This window comes from Pseudomonas sp. SIMBA_068, assembly GCF_046534705.1.
GTDB lineage: Bacteria > Pseudomonadota > Gammaproteobacteria > Pseudomonadales > Pseudomonadaceae > Aquipseudomonas > Aquipseudomonas putida.
The window spans coordinates 934638-950939 of sequence record NZ_JAWRYI010000001.1 but is presented as its reverse complement, the minus strand read 5'-3'; the positions used below and the strand labels follow the sequence as shown (position 1 = coordinate 950939).

14 protein-coding genes are annotated in these 16302 nt (G+C 59.5%); 4 read left to right on the top strand and 10 right to left on the bottom strand.

The genetic code is table 11. The features are described from left to right. Positions 1–5 precede the first annotated feature (5 nt). The 7 genes from SB756_RS04405 to SB756_RS04375 all read right to left on the bottom strand — a co-directional run bounded on the left by SB756_RS04405 (position 6) and on the right by SB756_RS04375 (position 8856). Positions 6–1712, bottom strand: coding sequence for an FAD-dependent oxidoreductase (locus SB756_RS04405; protein WP_341798521.1), 1707 nt, complete (start codon positions 1710–1712; stop codon positions 6–8). Then, the gene (locus tag SB756_RS04400) at positions 1709–3070 is read right to left on the bottom strand and encodes an aromatic ring-hydroxylating oxygenase subunit alpha (RefSeq protein WP_341798520.1); all 1362 of its coding nucleotides are present in this window, start codon (positions 3068–3070) and stop codon (positions 1709–1711) included. Before SB756_RS04400 ends, SB756_RS04405 begins: the two co-directional genes overlap by 4 nt. Before the next feature lie 274 nt (positions 3071–3344). Further along, on the bottom strand, positions 3345–3509 hold the full coding sequence (locus SB756_RS04395) for a rubredoxin (RefSeq protein ID WP_341798519.1): 165 nt from the start codon (positions 3507–3509) through the stop codon (positions 3345–3347). Further along, entirely contained in the window at positions 3506–4720 is a 1215-nt protein-coding gene (locus tag SB756_RS04390; protein WP_410910247.1) for a cytochrome P450, read from the bottom strand. Before SB756_RS04390 ends, SB756_RS04395 begins: the two co-directional genes overlap by 4 nt. A gap of 58 nt (positions 4721–4778) precedes the next feature. Beyond that, a complete protein-coding gene (locus SB756_RS04385) occupies positions 4779–5942 on the bottom strand; it encodes a serine hydrolase domain-containing protein (RefSeq protein ID WP_341798517.1) in 1164 nt (387 codons plus the stop codon). A gap of 57 nt (positions 5943–5999) precedes the next feature. After that, entirely contained in the window at positions 6000–7604 is a 1605-nt protein-coding gene (locus tag SB756_RS04380) for a GMC family oxidoreductase (RefSeq protein ID WP_410910246.1), read from the bottom strand. A gap of 4 nt (positions 7605–7608) precedes the next feature. Next, on the bottom strand, positions 7609–8856 hold the full coding sequence (locus tag SB756_RS04375; protein WP_410910245.1) for a cytochrome P450: 1248 nt from the start codon (positions 8854–8856) through the stop codon (positions 7609–7611). 226 nt (positions 8857–9082) lie between these two features. Between SB756_RS04375 and SB756_RS04370 the strand changes: the two genes are divergently transcribed. The 4 genes from SB756_RS04370 to SB756_RS04355 all read left to right on the top strand — a co-directional run bounded on the left by SB756_RS04370 (position 9083) and on the right by SB756_RS04355 (position 12679). Further along, positions 9083–10339, top strand: coding sequence for an NAD(P)/FAD-dependent oxidoreductase (locus SB756_RS04370; protein WP_341798514.1), 1257 nt, complete (start codon positions 9083–9085; stop codon positions 10337–10339). A 19-nt stretch (positions 10340–10358) separates the two neighbouring features. After that, positions 10359–10679 carry a 2Fe-2S iron-sulfur cluster-binding protein gene (locus SB756_RS04365; RefSeq protein ID WP_341798513.1) on the top strand — a complete coding sequence of 107 codons (321 nt, stop codon included), beginning with the start codon at positions 10359–10361 and terminating at the stop codon, positions 10677–10679. 61 nt (positions 10680–10740) lie between these two features. Next, positions 10741–11691: an SDR family NAD(P)-dependent oxidoreductase gene (locus SB756_RS04360; protein ID WP_341798512.1), complete on the top strand. Its 951-nt coding sequence runs from the start codon at positions 10741–10743 to the stop codon at positions 11689–11691. A 76-nt stretch (positions 11692–11767) separates the two neighbouring features. Next, positions 11768–12679: a LysR family transcriptional regulator gene (locus SB756_RS04355; RefSeq protein ID WP_341798876.1), complete on the top strand. Its 912-nt coding sequence runs from the start codon at positions 11768–11770 to the stop codon at positions 12677–12679. Between the two features lie 48 nt (positions 12680–12727). Here SB756_RS04355 and SB756_RS04350 read toward each other — a convergent pair whose 3' ends face one another. The 3 genes from SB756_RS04350 to SB756_RS04340 all read right to left on the bottom strand — a co-directional run bounded on the left by SB756_RS04350 (position 12728) and on the right by SB756_RS04340 (position 16066). Beyond that, complete coding sequence (locus tag SB756_RS04350; RefSeq protein ID WP_410910244.1) at positions 12728–14263, bottom strand: acyl-CoA synthetase; 1536 nt, start codon at positions 14261–14263, stop codon at positions 12728–12730. Between the two features lie 120 nt (positions 14264–14383). Continuing rightward, on the bottom strand, positions 14384–15316 hold the full coding sequence (locus SB756_RS04345; RefSeq protein ID WP_410910243.1) for an electron transfer flavoprotein subunit alpha/FixB family protein: 933 nt from the start codon (positions 15314–15316) through the stop codon (positions 14384–14386). Further along, complete coding sequence (locus SB756_RS04340; protein WP_341798509.1) at positions 15317–16066, bottom strand: electron transfer flavoprotein subunit beta/FixA family protein; 750 nt, start codon at positions 16064–16066, stop codon at positions 15317–15319. Positions 16067–16302 lie beyond the last annotated feature (236 nt).

The window sequence follows — 16302 nt, the reverse complement described above, 5'->3', positions numbered from 1 at the left end:
CGTACTCACCAGATCTTTTCTTGCCCTGCCGAATGCGCAGCAGCGATGTAGGCAAAGATGAACGATGCCGCGATGCTGGTACCGGCCCCCGGATACGCTCGCCCGCTTACCCCTGCCGTCGCATTGCCCGTGGCGTAGAGCCCGGCAATCGGCTGGCCGTCCTCGCGCAGCACCCGCGCATATTCATCGGTCACCAGGCCGCCAGCAGTGCCGACGTCGCCTGGGTACATGCGCACCGCATAAAACGGGCCTTGCTCGATCGCACCCAGGTTGGGGTTGGGCTTGATGGTCGGGTCTCCATGGCAACGGTCGAACGCTTTGCCGCCGCGGGCAAAATCTTCGTCCTTGCCCGTGACACAAAACTGGTTGAAGCGCTTGACGGTTCTGAGCAGCCCGCCGGTATCGATGCCGCACTTGCTCGACAACGCCTCGAGCGTATCGGCCTTGATCATGTAGCCGCTGTCCAGCCATTGCTGAGGGACCTGGCCAGGCATGGCGGTGCCCCAGGGGTAGAACTTGCGCTGTCGGCTGTCCATCACCACCCAACTTGGCACGGCCTTGCCTGTTTCGGCCTGACGCTGGTACATGCGCTGGCCGATTTCCATGTACGACCCGGCTTCGTTGCAGAAGCGCTCGCCGTCCTGATCGACCATGATCGAGTAGGGCAAGGACAAGTCCAGGTGATGCATGAACGGCAACGGTTCACCGGTGGGCGTGCGCGCGCCTTCCGGCAATGTTTCGCCCGGACCGAGCGAGGTGACCACCCACCATGCCTCGTCCATGCAATCAGTGGCTGCCCCCAGGCGCATGGCGGCTTGGATCACTTCGCCGGTGTCGCCTGGGTTTGCGTTGGTCCACGCCGCCGATGCCGGTTGCGGCTGGTAGCGCTTGCGCATTTCGGCATTGTGCGAAAAACCACCGGTGTTGATCAGCACGCCATCATGTGCCTGAATACGCCGCAGCTGAGTGCCCTGGCGCACAGCTACGCCCACTACCCGGCCGTCTTCGACAATCAGTTCTTCGACTGGAGACTCGGTCCAGATGGGCAGTTGCTCGCGTAGCGCGATCTGTAGCATGCGCCCCTGAATGGCGGCACCGCCACCTAGCACATGCTGGCCGCGAACCTTTTGCTTGAGCAGGCGCAAGCCCAGTTGCATGGCCTTACGCTTGCCTGCCCACGTGCGCTTGAGCAGGAACAGGGTTGGGAATTCATTGGAATTGGCTGGCATGGCGGGACCGCGGTAGCGCGACAGACGCCCTTCCCACTCCCCCAGCTCTTTCACATCGAACAGTTTGGCCACGAGGGAGCGGCCACGTGGCTCGCCGCCCGGGCGGTCATCGTAATAGTCGGACCAACCGTCGGCGTATTCGAACGCCATGCCCTTGCGCTCTAGAAAGTCGACAATCACAGGGCCCGTGCGCAAGAACGCCTCACGGCGCGGGACACTGGTAGATGGGCCTTCGTAGGTGACGACGCTGTCGAAATACTGCCGGGCCCGCTCGTAGGAATCATCCACGCCATGACGCTTCATCACCGCATTGTTCGGCACCCACCAGACACCGCCCGAGTAGCCCGTCGAACCACCGATCTTGCTCTGTTTTTCGATGATCAACGCACGTTTGCCCAGTTCCTTGGCCTTGAGTGCAGCGCACATGGAGCCACCACCGCTGCCAATGATCACCAGATCATACGACTCATCCCATTGGCTCATTGCGCGGACTCCGTGCCGAACAGGTATTCCTGCAGTTCACGGTGGAAGTTGGAAATTGACGATTCCTGCAACGGATTCGTACGCGAACCGCTGAAGCCCCGTGACTTCATACCCGCCTGCACTTGCCCCATGTTTTGGAAGTCCTGACTGAGGATCAGACCGAAGTTCTTTACCGTGTCGTTCTTCCAGTCGTCCACACCGTGGTAGAACTCGCGCTCCAGCTTTGGCTCCTGGCCCGGCGCATAACGCTTCAGCGACCAGATATCGTAGATGCAGGAGTCGGGGTTATCGCCATCAGGACGGGCGCGGTAGAACAGTGCCCCGTCTGGATAGTGGAGGAACACCAGGTTGGGGAAGACATGCCAATCGGTACCTGCGCGAGCCATTTGTTCCATGGAAATATTCGGCCAGCCAGCGCCGTCGGCGATGGCCGCTTCGACCTGAAACTGCATGGCTTTGCCCAGCACCAGCATCTGGTCCTGAGTCGGCTCGACTTCCGTCATCAACCGTTTGGTCGCCTCGTTGTCCCGATCGGTGAAAATCGCCTTCAACTGGTCTTCCATGATCTGGTAGAACTTGACCATCCCCGGGCGGATATCATCCGGGATCGGCTTGCCAGTGCGCGGGGATGGAGTACCCGGCAGGCGGGTTGCAGTTGAATAGTCGAACATGCCGTGCTTGCCGAAGGCGAAGCTGCGGGTAACGTCGTCACCTTGAGTATCGAGGATCTGTGGGTGCGTCGCTGCGACGTGATAGCCCTCGTTGAAGGCTTCCAGTGCAACTTTCCAGTTGCACGGCAGGCGCACCGACTTGTACCAGCGGTACCGCATCTTCTCGAATTCGTAGCAATCGGTGATCTCGGGCACCGGCGCAAGGTACTTGGCCAACGGCTCAGCATTGGGGTCCATATTGATGAATACGAATCCGCCCCAGGTATCGACCAGCACTTCCTTGAGCGCCAGTTCGTCATGACTCATGTTCGGGCAACCGGCCCAGTCTTGCTCATCGAGAATACGCAGCACGCTGCCATCCAGGTTCCACTGCCAGCCGTGGTAGTTGCAGTGAAACTTGGTGGCATGGCCACAGCCAGTGGTAAGGCGGCGGCCGCGGTGTTGGCAGACGTTGTAGTAGGCCTTGATCCTGTCACCTGTCAGGCGGGTGACAATGATGGACTCGTCGATGACGTCGAAGGTAACGTAATCACCGACATTGGGGATTTCTTCGAGTCGGCAGGCCACCTGCCAGATCTTCGGCCACATCCGCTCCTTTTCAAGCTGGACGTAATCCTTGGACAAATAAGCTTCGCGGGGTACAAAGTCAGGCCGTACGGTCTTCGGTGCCGATTCTCGAGCAGACATCTGCAAACCTCCTTCATCAGCAGCCTGTGAAATGCTGCCTGGGCTCGTATTTTTGTTGGCGAGCCGGCATTACCGACCCTGCATTATTGTGAACGATGTTCAAGACTATAAACGCGGCGAGATTGGGTGTCAACGCGTCAGAAATCGCTGATCACTGCGAAACATCCTTTGCAAACAAGGCGGGCGGGGATTGGCCTGGCATTAACAACTGCCGGTTTCTCCCCGTGCAATACGAAAGGGGGAATGGAGGGGATGTGTCGGTGCCCTCCTCCGATCAGACCTCAACCATGGTGTAATCGCTTTTGGTGGCCCCGCAGTCGGGGCAGACCCAGTCATCAGGCACGTCTTCCCAGCGGGTGCCTGGGGCGATACCGTCATCAGGCCAACCCAAAGCCTCGTCATAGCTGTGCCCACAGAATATGCATTGCCACTGTTTCATTTCATCCTCCCTCCTGCCACTTGCCAGCGCAGCGGCAGATAGAGCAGGCCGTTGACCATGCCCGACGCGCAGCGAGGTGGGTCGGCAGGCACAGTTTCAAAGTCAGGAATGCGCTTGAGCCACTCCTGCAGGAAAACCTTGATTTCCATGCGGGCCAGGAATGAGCCAGGGCAGCGGTGTGGGCCGTTGCCGAAAGCAGCATGCAAAACCGGCTTGCGCTCCAGGTCCACCATCAGTGGATTGTTGAATCGCCGCTCATCAAGGCCGAACAGTGCATTTGGCACCTGGATCTGGTCGCCTTGCTTGAGCGTCACGCCGTTGAACTGCACATCCTCTACAACCACTCGCGCAGTATTGGTAACGCCGTGTCGCCTTATCAATTCATCGACTGCGGTGAGAATGAGCGCTGGTTGCTCTACCAGGCGCTTGCGCTCGGCGGGATGCTCTGCCAGAAAACGGCAAATGAAGCTCATCATTGCTGCAACTGTGTCCAGGCCACCGAATATCACCACGGTGAGCAGGCCAAACATACGCTCAGGTGCAATCGGCTCTCCATTGACCTTTGCGTTGACGATCCGACTTATCAAGTCGGCGCCAGGGTCACGGCGCCTGGCCTCGATCCACTTACCGATGTAGCCCGCGAGCATCTGCTGGGAGCGATGTCGTTCATCGACGCTGCCACGTACGGCCAACTCGGTCATTTCCAGTAGTTCCAGTCGATCCTCCTGGGGCAAGTTGACCAGTCGCAGAAAGATCACGATGGGCAGCATCTTGGCGAACTCACTCACGAACTCGCATCCGCCCTTCTCCGCGAAGCCTTCGATCAGCTCAACCGTCAGGGCGCGAATGTCATCTTCCAGTTCGGCGATGGCTTGTGGCAAAAATGCCGGTGCAATCAGCGCACGGTAGCCGGTGTGCTCGGGCGGATCGAGCTCAAGGGGCACCAGGGGCAGGTCCTGGCTCGGCGGTACATTGACCTGGGCATGAGAAAACCGCTGATGGTCTTTCTGAATGGCCTCGATGTCATCGGCCCGCGTGGCAATCCAGTGCCCCCCGTTGTACGGCGACCAAACGATATCCGGCCCTTCGTGGAGTTTTTTCCAGGCCAGGTGAACATCGTTGACTGCATTGGGCGGGTTCATGAAATCAAAATCGACCACACGGTCTTCGGGGACATGGTCAGGTACGGTCCATGTTGTAGGTTGGATCATCGGGGCCTCCACGGATGCTTACAGCTTTGTAGTTGTATTGTCTGGCTGGTTAATCACTTCAACGCAGCAGCGCGGCGGCTTGGCGAATCGCCTGCGCCACAGGGAAGAGCGGGTCTTGTGCGACAGATGTAGGGTTGAACAGTCGGTTGTGGCAAATGGCGACCGCCAGGTTCAGGTCAGGGTCAGCCCAGCCGATCGAATTACCTTGCCCCGGGTGGCAAATCGCTCTTGGGTTGTGCACGCAGCCGACTGGTGGATGATCGCCGCCGAACCAGAAACCGCCTTCCGTGATAGGAATAGGGAATCCAAACATCACAGCGTCCGGTTCCTGGCTGTTGGCCCGGGGTGTGCTGAACGAAGCCACCCGCTGCGCTGACAGCAAGCGCACGCCATCCAGCACGCCACCATTGGCGAGCAAGGCCCAGAAACGCGCCTGTGAACGCGCGTTGAAAATACCGCCCACCCCTGCCACCTCGGCCCGGCGCACATCCGCCCGCTCGAACACCTCGGGCACCAGCGCGACCTGTTCTGGCATCGAAGCCAGAAACAGCGGTGGCAGGTCTTGGATGGGGCTGGCAACCATGGCGTTGACCTGCGTCGCAACGCGGTGCTCGACAGCGTCAGGAATACCGATCCACAGATCATCGATACCCAAAGGTATGGCGATTTCCTCGCGCACGAACCGGCCGAGCGAGCGTTGCCCCGGGTCCACCCGACGCACCAGTTCGCCGACGATCCAGCCAAACGTCATGGACAGGTAAAGGGTCTTGCTGCCAGGCTCTGCCAGCGGCTTCAAGTGCGCAATAGCATCGGTCATCCAGGCCCAGTCGCACATCAACTCAGGCGTAACCCCCGCTGGCATCTGAGGAATACACGCCCTGTGGGTGAGCACATCCCGCACAGTAGTGGCCCCTTTACCTTGGGCCGCGTACTCGGGCCAATACCGGCTTACCAACGCGTCGTATTCGATATGCCCCCGCTCTGCCAGGATATGCAGGGCCGTCACCGCTACGGCCTTGGTTACGGAGTAGACGTTGAACAGCGTGTCGCCGTCCACCGGGCGCCGGCTGCGCGGGTCGGCAATGCCACTCCAGGCGTCGATGATCAATTTGCCGTCCAGATACGCTGCTACCTGCAACCCGACCTCACCGCTGGCAGTGGTCGCGTGGTCCAGCGCATGCTGCACCAACGCCTGAGCGCGCGGATCCAAGTTCTGCTGCATGGCTTACCTCTCTCATGTGCCGTGAAATTCAGTGAAGGATCAATACTGGAGGCGGGCTCAGCGAGCATCCTCCAGGATGAGCTCCGCTGCGCGCCATGCCATGGCCATCATCGGGCCATTGGTATTGCCGGAAACCATTGACGGGATAACCGACAGGTCCATTACCCGCAGCCCCTGCACACCCCTGACACGTAACCTGGGGTCCAGTACCGAGGCGCTATCCGCCCCCATCGCGCAGGTGCCACAAGCGTGGTAACCCGACTGCCCCCGTTGGCGGAATTCTTCAAGAATCTGCTCGTCGCTCTGCACCTGCGCGCCGGGGTAGGTCTCGGCCGTTACCAGAGGCTTGAGGGGCGCGCTGGCAATGACCTTGCGCATGACTCGAAAAGCCCCAATCGATACCTGCCGGTCGTACTCATCGGCCAGGTAGTTGGTGACGATCCGCGCAGACTGGGCAGGGTCAGCAGATTCGATAGTAACGCTGCCCTGGCTACGCGGACGCAATGGGTAGGTGAACAGCTGCATGCCCGGATGGGGTTCGAAGCGGTAAGTCGGTGAGGAAAAGTCCATCGAGTAAGGGGCCATCATCAGCTGAGCGTCGGGACGATCCAGATCCGGGTGAGTCTTGAAAAAACCGCCGACCGGGAAGGACCCGAGCGCCATGACGCCGCGCCGCGAGAGGCCATACTGGATGACGTTCTTGAGCAGCCGCACGCCTGAAAATTCTCGATTCTGGCTGCCGCGCCAAGTGCTCAGGCGCGTTTGCAGATAACACAGCAAGTGCTCGCGCATGTTCTGTCCGACATTGGGGCTGTGCGCAATCACGGGTATCCCCAATCGTCCCAGCAAGCTGCTGTTGCCGATGCCAGACAACTGCAGCAAGCGAGGCGATTGCAAAGCGCCAGCACACAGGATTACCTCCCGGCGCGCGCGGTATTCAAAGGGTTCTGCATTCCCGTTGCGTGCACTGACGCCGACAGCCCGCTGCCCTTCGAAGAGGACGCGCTGTACTTGGGTATCGGTCAAGACCTTCAGATTGAGCCGTTTTCGGGCCGGCTTGAGAAACGCATGCGCAGCGCTCTGTCTCACTCCCCCTGACAGGGTATAGGTGAGGTAGGCGACACCTTCGTGGTCCAGTTCGTTGATATCGAGCTTGCGGGGCAAGCCCAGGCTCTCACAGGCCTGTATCACCGCCTCGCCAACTTCGCAACGCTGAGCATAAGGCCCGACCTTCAGCGGGCCTTGTCCGCCCCTAAGTACTGACTCGCCCAACGCGTGTTTCTCGATGCTGCGAAACGCCTTGGCCATGGTCTCCCAACCCCATCCGCTGGCGCCATTAGCGGCCCACTCGTCATAGTCCGCAGGGTGCCCGCGCATATACACCATGCCATTTATGGCGCTTGAGCCACCCAGCATCTTGCCGCGCGCCCATATCTCCTGGGTGCGCCCACTGGCGGGGTCCACCGTCACGGGCAGATGCCAGGCGTGAGTGGGGTCGTTGAGCAACTTGCCAAAGCCTCTTGGCATCCGCACCATGGGGTTGCGATCCTCAGGCCCCGCTTCTATCAGCAGAACCCGGTGAAGCCCACTGGCGGACAGTCGATCGGCCAGGACGCAACCCGCAGAGCCGGCACCCACGATGATGTAGTCGTAGTCGTTCATAGGCTTAACCGAACTTCACATGGATCGAGTGCGGGACCCGCATCATGGCGCCACGTATCTGTGGGGCAGGTTTGTCCGGATCCAGCCGCAGGTTGGGCAATTTGTCCAGAAGTGCATTGAGCGCGCGGGTCATCTCGACACGTGCCAGATGCTGGCCAATACAGACGTGGGGGCCAAAGGCAAACGCGAAGTGACGGTGTTGGGGCTTGCGGAAAATATCGAAGCGGTCAGGATCGGGGAATTTGCGCTCATCGCGGTTGGCGGAGCCGGCGATGACATCGATGAAGGCACCTTGAGGGATTTCTACGCCCCCGAGCGTGACCGTCTTGCTGGCAAAACGGGACTGCATCAATACCGGACCATCCCAGCGCACGGCCTCCTCGATTGCCTGCGGGATCAAGGATCGGTCCTGGCGGATTGCCTCTAGCTGTTGTGGATGACGCAGCAAGGCGCTCAGCAAGACGCTGGTGGCACGGTAAGTAGTGTCCCCCGCGGCGTTGACCAACTGGCGCAGGAAGGAAATCAATACATCCTCGGGCAGATGCTCACCATCGACCTCGGCGTGGGCCAAAGCGCTGACCAAATCACTCCCGGGGTTACGCCGGCGGTCGGCGACCAGGTTTTTGAAATAGATGCCGAGCTTACGTGACGCCTCCGTGCCGTGAGCCACATCGACGGCAACGACAGTCTGCGCAATCGCCATCTTATGAAAGGTGGCGACATCTTGCGGCGGCAGCGCCAGCTGCCGATAAATGATCCGGAAGGGATAATGCAGGGTGAATGCCTGCACCAAGTCCGCCTCGCCCCGATCAACGAACGCCTCCATGAGCTCATGCACCACGGGGTCGACCAGTTCGTCACCCCAGGCAGCGACCGTCTGAGGCAGAAACGCCTTCTGGAAAATTCTGCGAAATCGCGGATGCTCAGGAGCGTCCATGGTGGAAATACTGCGCCCGAAGCTGATGCCCAGGTTGTAGGTGTAGGCGTGATTGGTGAAGGTCTGCGGGTCTCCCAGCACCTGCGCTACTTCGTCATAGCCCAGCACACAAAAATGCATCGCGCCCGCGGGGCTGGTGACATCCGGAGCAAGTCCCATAAGCACGCGGTATTCCCCCTGAAGCACTGAAGCTTCACGCCTCAACCCGGCGAGCTTCGGATAAGGATCCAAATGCTCGCCAAACACCAAGGCATCCTCCAGAAAGGGATCGAAGGATGGATCATCAAATTCCTCGATTGGGCTCACTGCGCTCATCAGTTGCTTCTCCGCCTTTGTTTATTGTCCCGACGTCACGCACTGAGCATTCACAGCCGCTGCCTGAAGATCGGTTTTGGCCACTCTATGCAACTGCCTAGAGGGAATAAATCCAGAACGACTGACAGGATCTTTCAATAAAATTGAATAATCTTCTGCTATTTAACAGGCATACTTTGCTCACTTCCCCGCCCTTTGTTGGCGGGCTTTGACCAAAGGTGTCGATATGACTGAAGCTGTTACAGGCACTGCCATCATCGTCGGTGCGGGGCATGCCGCCGCTGAGTTGGCAACTCATTTACGTGATAATGGCTGGCGAGGCCGCATCATTCTGATTGGCGAAGAGCCCACCCTTCCCTATCATCGCCCGCCGCTGTCCAAAGCCTACCTTTGCGGGGCTGCCACAACTGAAAGCCTGCTGATAAAGCCCAAAACGACCTTCGACCAGGCTGATGTGGAGTTCATCAGCGGCACACGAGTCAGTGCGATCGATCGTAGCGCTTGCACGATCGAGCTCGCAGGCGGTACGACCATTCACTACGACCGTCTGATCCTGGCTACAGGCGGCAGGCCTCGACGCCTTCCGATACCTCAGATAGAGCAGGCGCAAAACGCCAACAACTTCCATTACCTGCGTACGCTCCAAGACGTCGAACGAATTCGCCAACAGTTCGAAGCGGGAAAGCGCCTGGTTGTCATCGGCGGCGGTTACGTTGGCCTTGAGGTTGCTGCCGTGGCCGTAGAGGTCGGCCTGCAGGTCACGGTGCTGGAGGCGCTACCGCGCGTGCTGGCGCGTGTCACTGCGCCGGAACTCTCGGCCTTTTACTTGTCGCGACATCGCCAGGCGGGTGTGGATATTCGTACCAACTGCCAAGTGCAGGGTGTGCGGCTGACGCCCTGCGGTGGGGTCGTCACGGCAGTGCTGTGCGCTGACGGCAGCTGCGTGCCAGCCGACTTGGTCGTGGTCGGCATCGGACTTGTGCCCAATGTCGAGCTGGCAGTGCAAGCAGGCCTGGCTGTGGACGACGGCATTGTCGTGGACGAGTTCGGTCAAACCAGCGACCCGAACATCTACGCAGCAGGCGACTGCACCAACCACCCCAACCCAATCCTGGGTAGGCGATTGCGCCTGGAGTCGGTGCCCAACGCACTGGAACAAGCACGGTGCGTGGCCGCATCTCTTTGCGGCAAGCCCAAGGCCTATGCGTCTGTTCCGTGGTTCTGGTCGGACCAGTACCAGCTGAAGCTGAAAATGGTCGGCCTGTCCCAAGGCTATGACCAACTGGTGTTGCGCGGGGCACCTGAAACAGACTCTTTCGCCGCCTTCTACCTGAAAGACGGTCAGGTCCTGGCCGTCGATACGGTGAACCGCGCGCCGGAATTCATGGTGGCCAAACGGCTGATCAGCGAACGTATCCATGTCGACCCTCTGCGCCTGGCTGACGACGCCATTCCCGTCAAAGACTTGCTGACCCGCGCCTGAACCCGCTACGAGGATAGCCATGCCCACAATCACCTTCATCCAGCCGGACGGCAGCGAGCAGCGGATAGACGCCCCTGTTGGCCTCTCGGTCATGCAAGCTGCTGTCAACAACCAGGTGCCTGGCATCCTGGGGGACTGTGGCGGCAGTTGCAGCTGTGCCACCTGCCATGGCTACGTGGACCGGGAGTGGGCCCAGCACATGCCTGCCGCCCAGCCATACGAACACGACATGTTGACCTGCGCGGTGGACGTCACAGAGCACAGCCGTCTGAGCTGCCAGATCATGGTCACCCCAGAACTCGACGGGCTGGTAATCCGGTTGCCCGCTTCCAGTTTTTGAGTAGTTACGCAAGCTCGCGGGTGCCGTGCGCCCGAAAACAACAATAAAAAGTGAGGATCATATGACTGCAATTGACTTCACCAACCGGGTCGCAATTGTCACCGGCGCCGGGGGGGGGCTAGGCCGTACTTTTGCAATGGCGCTGGCGGCCAGAGGCGCCGCAGTGGTCGTTAATGACCTGGGGGGACGTTTCGATGGCCAAGGTAGCTCGCCAGGCATGGCCGATCGGGTAGTTGAGGAAATTCGCACTGCGGGTGGCACGGCTGTCGCCAGTTACGACTCGGTGGCCAGCCGGGCCGGTGGCGAGAACATCGTGCAAATGGCACTGGATCATTTCGGCAAGGTCGATATCGTTATCAATAATGCCGGTCACCTGCGTAACGCTTGCTTCGAGGACATCGATGACGACACCCTCGACTCGATCATCGATGTCCACCTCAAAGGCGCTGTCTACGTCACCCAGCCCGCATACAAAGTCATGAAAAAGCACGGTTATGGCCGGGTAGTCTTCACGTCCTCTGCCGCCGCTGCGTTCGGTAACCCTCAGCAGGCCGCTTATGCCGCCGCCAAAGCCGGGCTGCTGGGTATCATGAATGTACTTGCGCTGGAAGGTCGCGCACACGGTATACAGTGCAACGCCTTGTTGCCGGTCGCCACAAGTCGTATGGAGGCCGCGATGGACCCAAAGCAGCTCGCTGCGTTCACCGCGCAATATGCCGCTTTGGGTGAGAAACTGGGCACTTCCTACCTGCCCGAGTTCGTTACCCCGTTAGTGGTCTACCTCGCGAGCGAGGCCTGCTCCAGCACACGGGCGATCTACTCTGCAGCGCTGGGTCGCTATGCCCGCGCCTTTATCGGGCTATCGAAAGGCTGGGCGGGCCCACGAGACAATCCGGTGAGCGCAGAACTGCTGGCCGAACACTTCCAGCAGATCAGCGATATCAGTCAGTACAGCGTGCCTGAATCCTTGTCCGATGAATTCGCAATTATTGAACAGACGCTCGGCCACTAGCCGTACTCAAGGATTGTCCTGTTAGAATCCATGCAGTTTGCTTAGGCGGGAGAGGGATTTGGACAAGCTGCGCTGCATGGAAGTTTTCATGGCTGTCGTCGATCACGGCAGCCTCAGCAGTGCAGCAACTGCATTGGGCCTTTCCCCCTCGATGGTTTCCACCCATCTGAGCAACCTTGAGCGCACCTTGGCGGTGCGGCTGCTGAACCGTACCACACGGCGCATCAACCTCACCGATGAAGGTACGATCTACTATGCGCATTGCCGCCATCTGCATGACGAGATCGCCGACGTCGAGTCTTTGCTGGCCGGCTCGCACGTGCAGCCCCGTGGGCGGCTACGGGTCGATGCGCCAAGCATCATCAGCCAGTACCTGGTGGTGCCTTTACTTTCGCTGTTTCGCAGCCGCTACCCGGATATCCAACTCGACTTTTCAGACTCCGAGCAGCTTTACGACACGGTCGAAAGCCAACACGATGTGATCCTGCGCCTCGGCCCATTAGGCGACTCGAGCATGATCGCCCGTCAGCTTGGCCATACCCCGCTGCTCACGGTCGCCTCGCCTCGGTACCTTGCGACGTGCAAGATGCCGCAAGTTCCAGAAGACCTGCTTGAACATGCCTGCATCAGCTACAGAAACACCAGGACCGGTCGCATGCACCCATGGGCTTTCGAGCAGCATGGGCATCGCAAGACACTGGACCTGCCGTGCAGCCTGTCCATCACCCAAGGGTGCATCCAGATCGAGGCGGCGCTCGATGGGCAGGGCATCATGCAAGGCATGGGGTTTTATCTGGAGGAGCACTTGCGCAGTGGCGCGCTTTGCCAGGTGCTCCCGGACTGGGCCATGACTGCGCCGACCATGGAGCTGCTATACCCGCAAGGCCGGAGGGCGTCGAGCAAGATCCACGCGTTCGTCGATTTCATGCTCGAGCACTACCCAACGGGTAGACAGATCGCAGCCCCAGCCCGTGCCCACGTCGGGTGACCGGGACTACCGCCGGGGGAGCTCCAACGGTAGCGCAGCCTCAGCTAGTTATGCAGAAAACAACTGCCGCAGCGCAATTTTATTGACCTTGCCACTGGGCAAGCGCGGGAGTTCGGCCACGAAATCCACGCTGGTGGGCCGCTTGTAACGCGCAATGCGCGTACCGGAGTACTCGATGAGCTCATCGGCGGTTAACTCGGCACCGTCCTTGAGGACCACGATAGCCTTTACGGTCTCCCCCCATTTTTCATGTGCAACGCCGATGACTGCAGCGTCGCCAACCTGCGGATGGAACATCAGCGCCTGCTCGACTTCCTGGCAATAGATATTCTCACCGCCGGAAATGATCATGTCTTTCTTGCGGTCGACCAAGTACAAAAAGCCTTGCTCGTCGCGCCAGGCCATATCCCCTGTGCGCAACCAGCCATCGCGCAGCGCGTCCAACGTGGCTGCGTTGTTGTTCCAGTAGTAAGCCAGGTTGGCAGGCGAGCGGATCCAGATCTCGCCAGGCGTACCGTCGGGGCAATCCTGCTCGTGGTCATCGACAATGCGGATGTCGCAATAGGCCATGGCCTGGCCTATTGAGCCCAGCCGTCGCAGGTCATCCTCGTTACCTTCTAGCTTGTGGAGATGACGGGGCAAGACGGTACCGCTGGTTTCAGTCATACCCCAGGAGTTGACGAATATCGGCCCGAGCAGCTCGACACCGCGACGCAGCACAGCCACAGGCATCGGGGCAGCGGCATACAGGATGGTTTCCAGGCTGGACAAGTCGTAATCGCGGATGTCCGGCAGGTCCAGCACCTGTTGCACGATGGTCGGTGCCATGTGCACGGTGACTACACGCTCGCGCTCTATGGTTCGTAGCACCTCGCGGGCATCGAACTTGCGGTGCAGCACGACGCAGCCAGCATGCCAGAACTCCGACAGCATCATTGAAATACCGCCAGCATGGAACATGGGCATCATCACCAAGACACGGCCGTTGATGCGCACATCCATGACCTCGGCCTGATTCTGCGCCAATGCAAGGTCGCCACGCTGGCTACGCGCCGCACCTTTGGGGCGCCCCGTGGTGCCACTGGTGTAGACCAGATGGACGATATCCTCAGCCGTCGCGCGCAACGGGGCGCCGGCGGTATCCGCCTCGGCCATCACCACCTCATAAGGCTGCGCCCAGGGCGGGCAGGCAGCGCCTATGCACAGATAGTGTTCAACAGACTTCAATTGCGGCCGCAGCCCGTCGATCACATCGGCGTATTGGTCTTCAAATACCAATACCCGGGGGGCGCTGTCCTGCAGGATGTATTCGATCTCAGGGGCAGCAAGCCGAAAATTGACAGTTGCGCAGATGTAACCGGTCAGCTGGCACGCGCCGTATACGTCGAAATACTCGTTGCAATTCATCGCCAGGACCGCGACGCGGTCTTGATGGCGCATGCCGCGCACATAAAGTGCAGATGACAATCTGCGGGCACGTTCCAGCAATTGCACATAGGTGATGCGGCGATCGTCGTAGACCACCGCCTCTTGATGGGGAAACAGGCGCGCGTTGCGTTCCAGCAACTCACCGAGTGTCTTCATTATTATCTCTTTTGCTGATGAGGCCTGGGTGGGCAGCCTGGCAACCGTGCAAGGTGCAGGGATCTGCCCCACCTGAAGGGGCGTACACAGTTTACTGAAATCCTGCGACGCCCGGGTTCATCACTTTAGGCTTGCGGCCAACTCCGGTACAGCCTCGAACAGGTCAGCGACCAGGCCGTAATCAGCCACCTGGAAAATCGGCGCCTCTTCGTCTTTGTTGATCGCGACAATCACCTTGGAATCTTTCATGCCGGCCAGGTGCTGAATGGCACCTGAGATGCCTACGGCGATGTACAGCTGCGGCGCGACGATCTTGCCGGTTTGGCCCACCTGCATGTCGTTAGGTACAAAACCCGCATCGACTGCAGCACGCGATGCACCCACCGCAGCGCCGAGTGTATCGGCGAGGCTGTAGAGGTGCTTGAAGTTGTCGCCGTTGCCCATACCGCGGCCGCCAGAAACGACGATTTTTGCTGCGGTCAGTTCGGGGCGATCGGACTTGGCCAATGTTTCTTCAAGGAAGGTAGAAGTGCCTGCATCATGCACAGCATTGACGATTTCAACACTGGCACGACCGCCCTGCCCGGCCACTGCATCAAACCCAGTGCTGCGCACGGTGATCACCTTCACTGCGGCGCTCGACTGCACGGTCGCGATGGCGTTACCCGCATACACCGGGCGCTGGAAGGTGTCGGCCGATACGACCGCGGTGATTTCAGAGATCTGGTCTACGTCCAGCAGCGCTGCGACACGGGGCAACACGTTCTTGCCGTTGGTGGTCGCCGGGGCGAGCACATGGCTGTACGCTGGCGCCAGCTCGACGACAAGCGGCGCAAGATTTTCAGGCAGCCGGTGGGCGTAGGCAGGATGGTCGGCAACCAGGACCTTCGCCACGTCAGCAATCGTGGCAGCACTTTCAGCGACACCACCGACGTTCTGGCCTGCGACCAGTATGTGCACATCACCACCAATCTGGGCGGCAGCTGCAACCGTGTTGAGGGTGGCCGGTGCTACGGCGCCGTTCTCATGTTCAGCGATAACCAGGATAGTCATTCAGATTACCTTCGCTTCGTTTTTCAGTTTCTCGACCAGTTCAGCCACCGACTTGACCTTGATACCCGCACCGCGTACCGCAGGGGCCTCGACCTTGACAGTCTGCAAGGTTGTCGTCAGGGCCACGCCCAGTGCATCTGGCGTTACAGTTTCCAGTGGTTTTTTCTTGGCCTTCATGATGTTGGGCAGCGAGGCATAGCGTGGCTCGTTAAGGCGCAGGTCGGTGGTAACGATCGCTGGCAGTTTCAGGGCCACCGTCTGCAGGCCGCCATCAATTTCGCGGGTAACGTTGAGTGTGTCGCCAGCGATCTCGACCTTCGAAGCGAAGGTGCCTTGAGGGTACCCGCTGAGCGCAGCCAGCATTTGACCGGTCTGGTTGTTGTCGCTGTCAATGGCTTGCTTGCCGAGGATCACCAGCTGCGGCTGCTCCTTGTCCACCACTGCCTTGAGCGCTTTGGCGATAGCCAGGGAGCCGAGGTCGTCGCCCGCTTCAACCAGGATGGCCCGGTCAGCACCCAGGGCCAACGCGGTACGCAATTGTTCCTGGGCAACATTTGAACCCACGCTGACCACGATGACTTCAGTGGCCACCCCTTTTTCTTTCAGACGAACCGCTTCTTCTACCGCAATTTCGCAAAACGGGTTCAGGGCCATCTTGACGTTGGCCAGGTCGACGCCCGAGTTATCCGCTTTGACGCGAACCTTGACGTTGTAGTCGACCACACGCTTCACAGCTACCAGAACTTTCATCGCAACCTCGCATCTATACGAACGTTATTCATAATGTTGAACAAAGTTCGGAGGGTTGTCAAACCTTCTGATACGGTTGAACAGCACGCATCGCGACCATTCGTCTTCTGCTGCTGGCAGGTCTGCGCACACATGCTATTTATATTTACAAACAGCGTTCAGTTTACTTTGATGCTGTGGCAAGATCCGGATAGCGCCTGACCTGCCCTCCAAGGGACCACGCATCCTGACCGAGG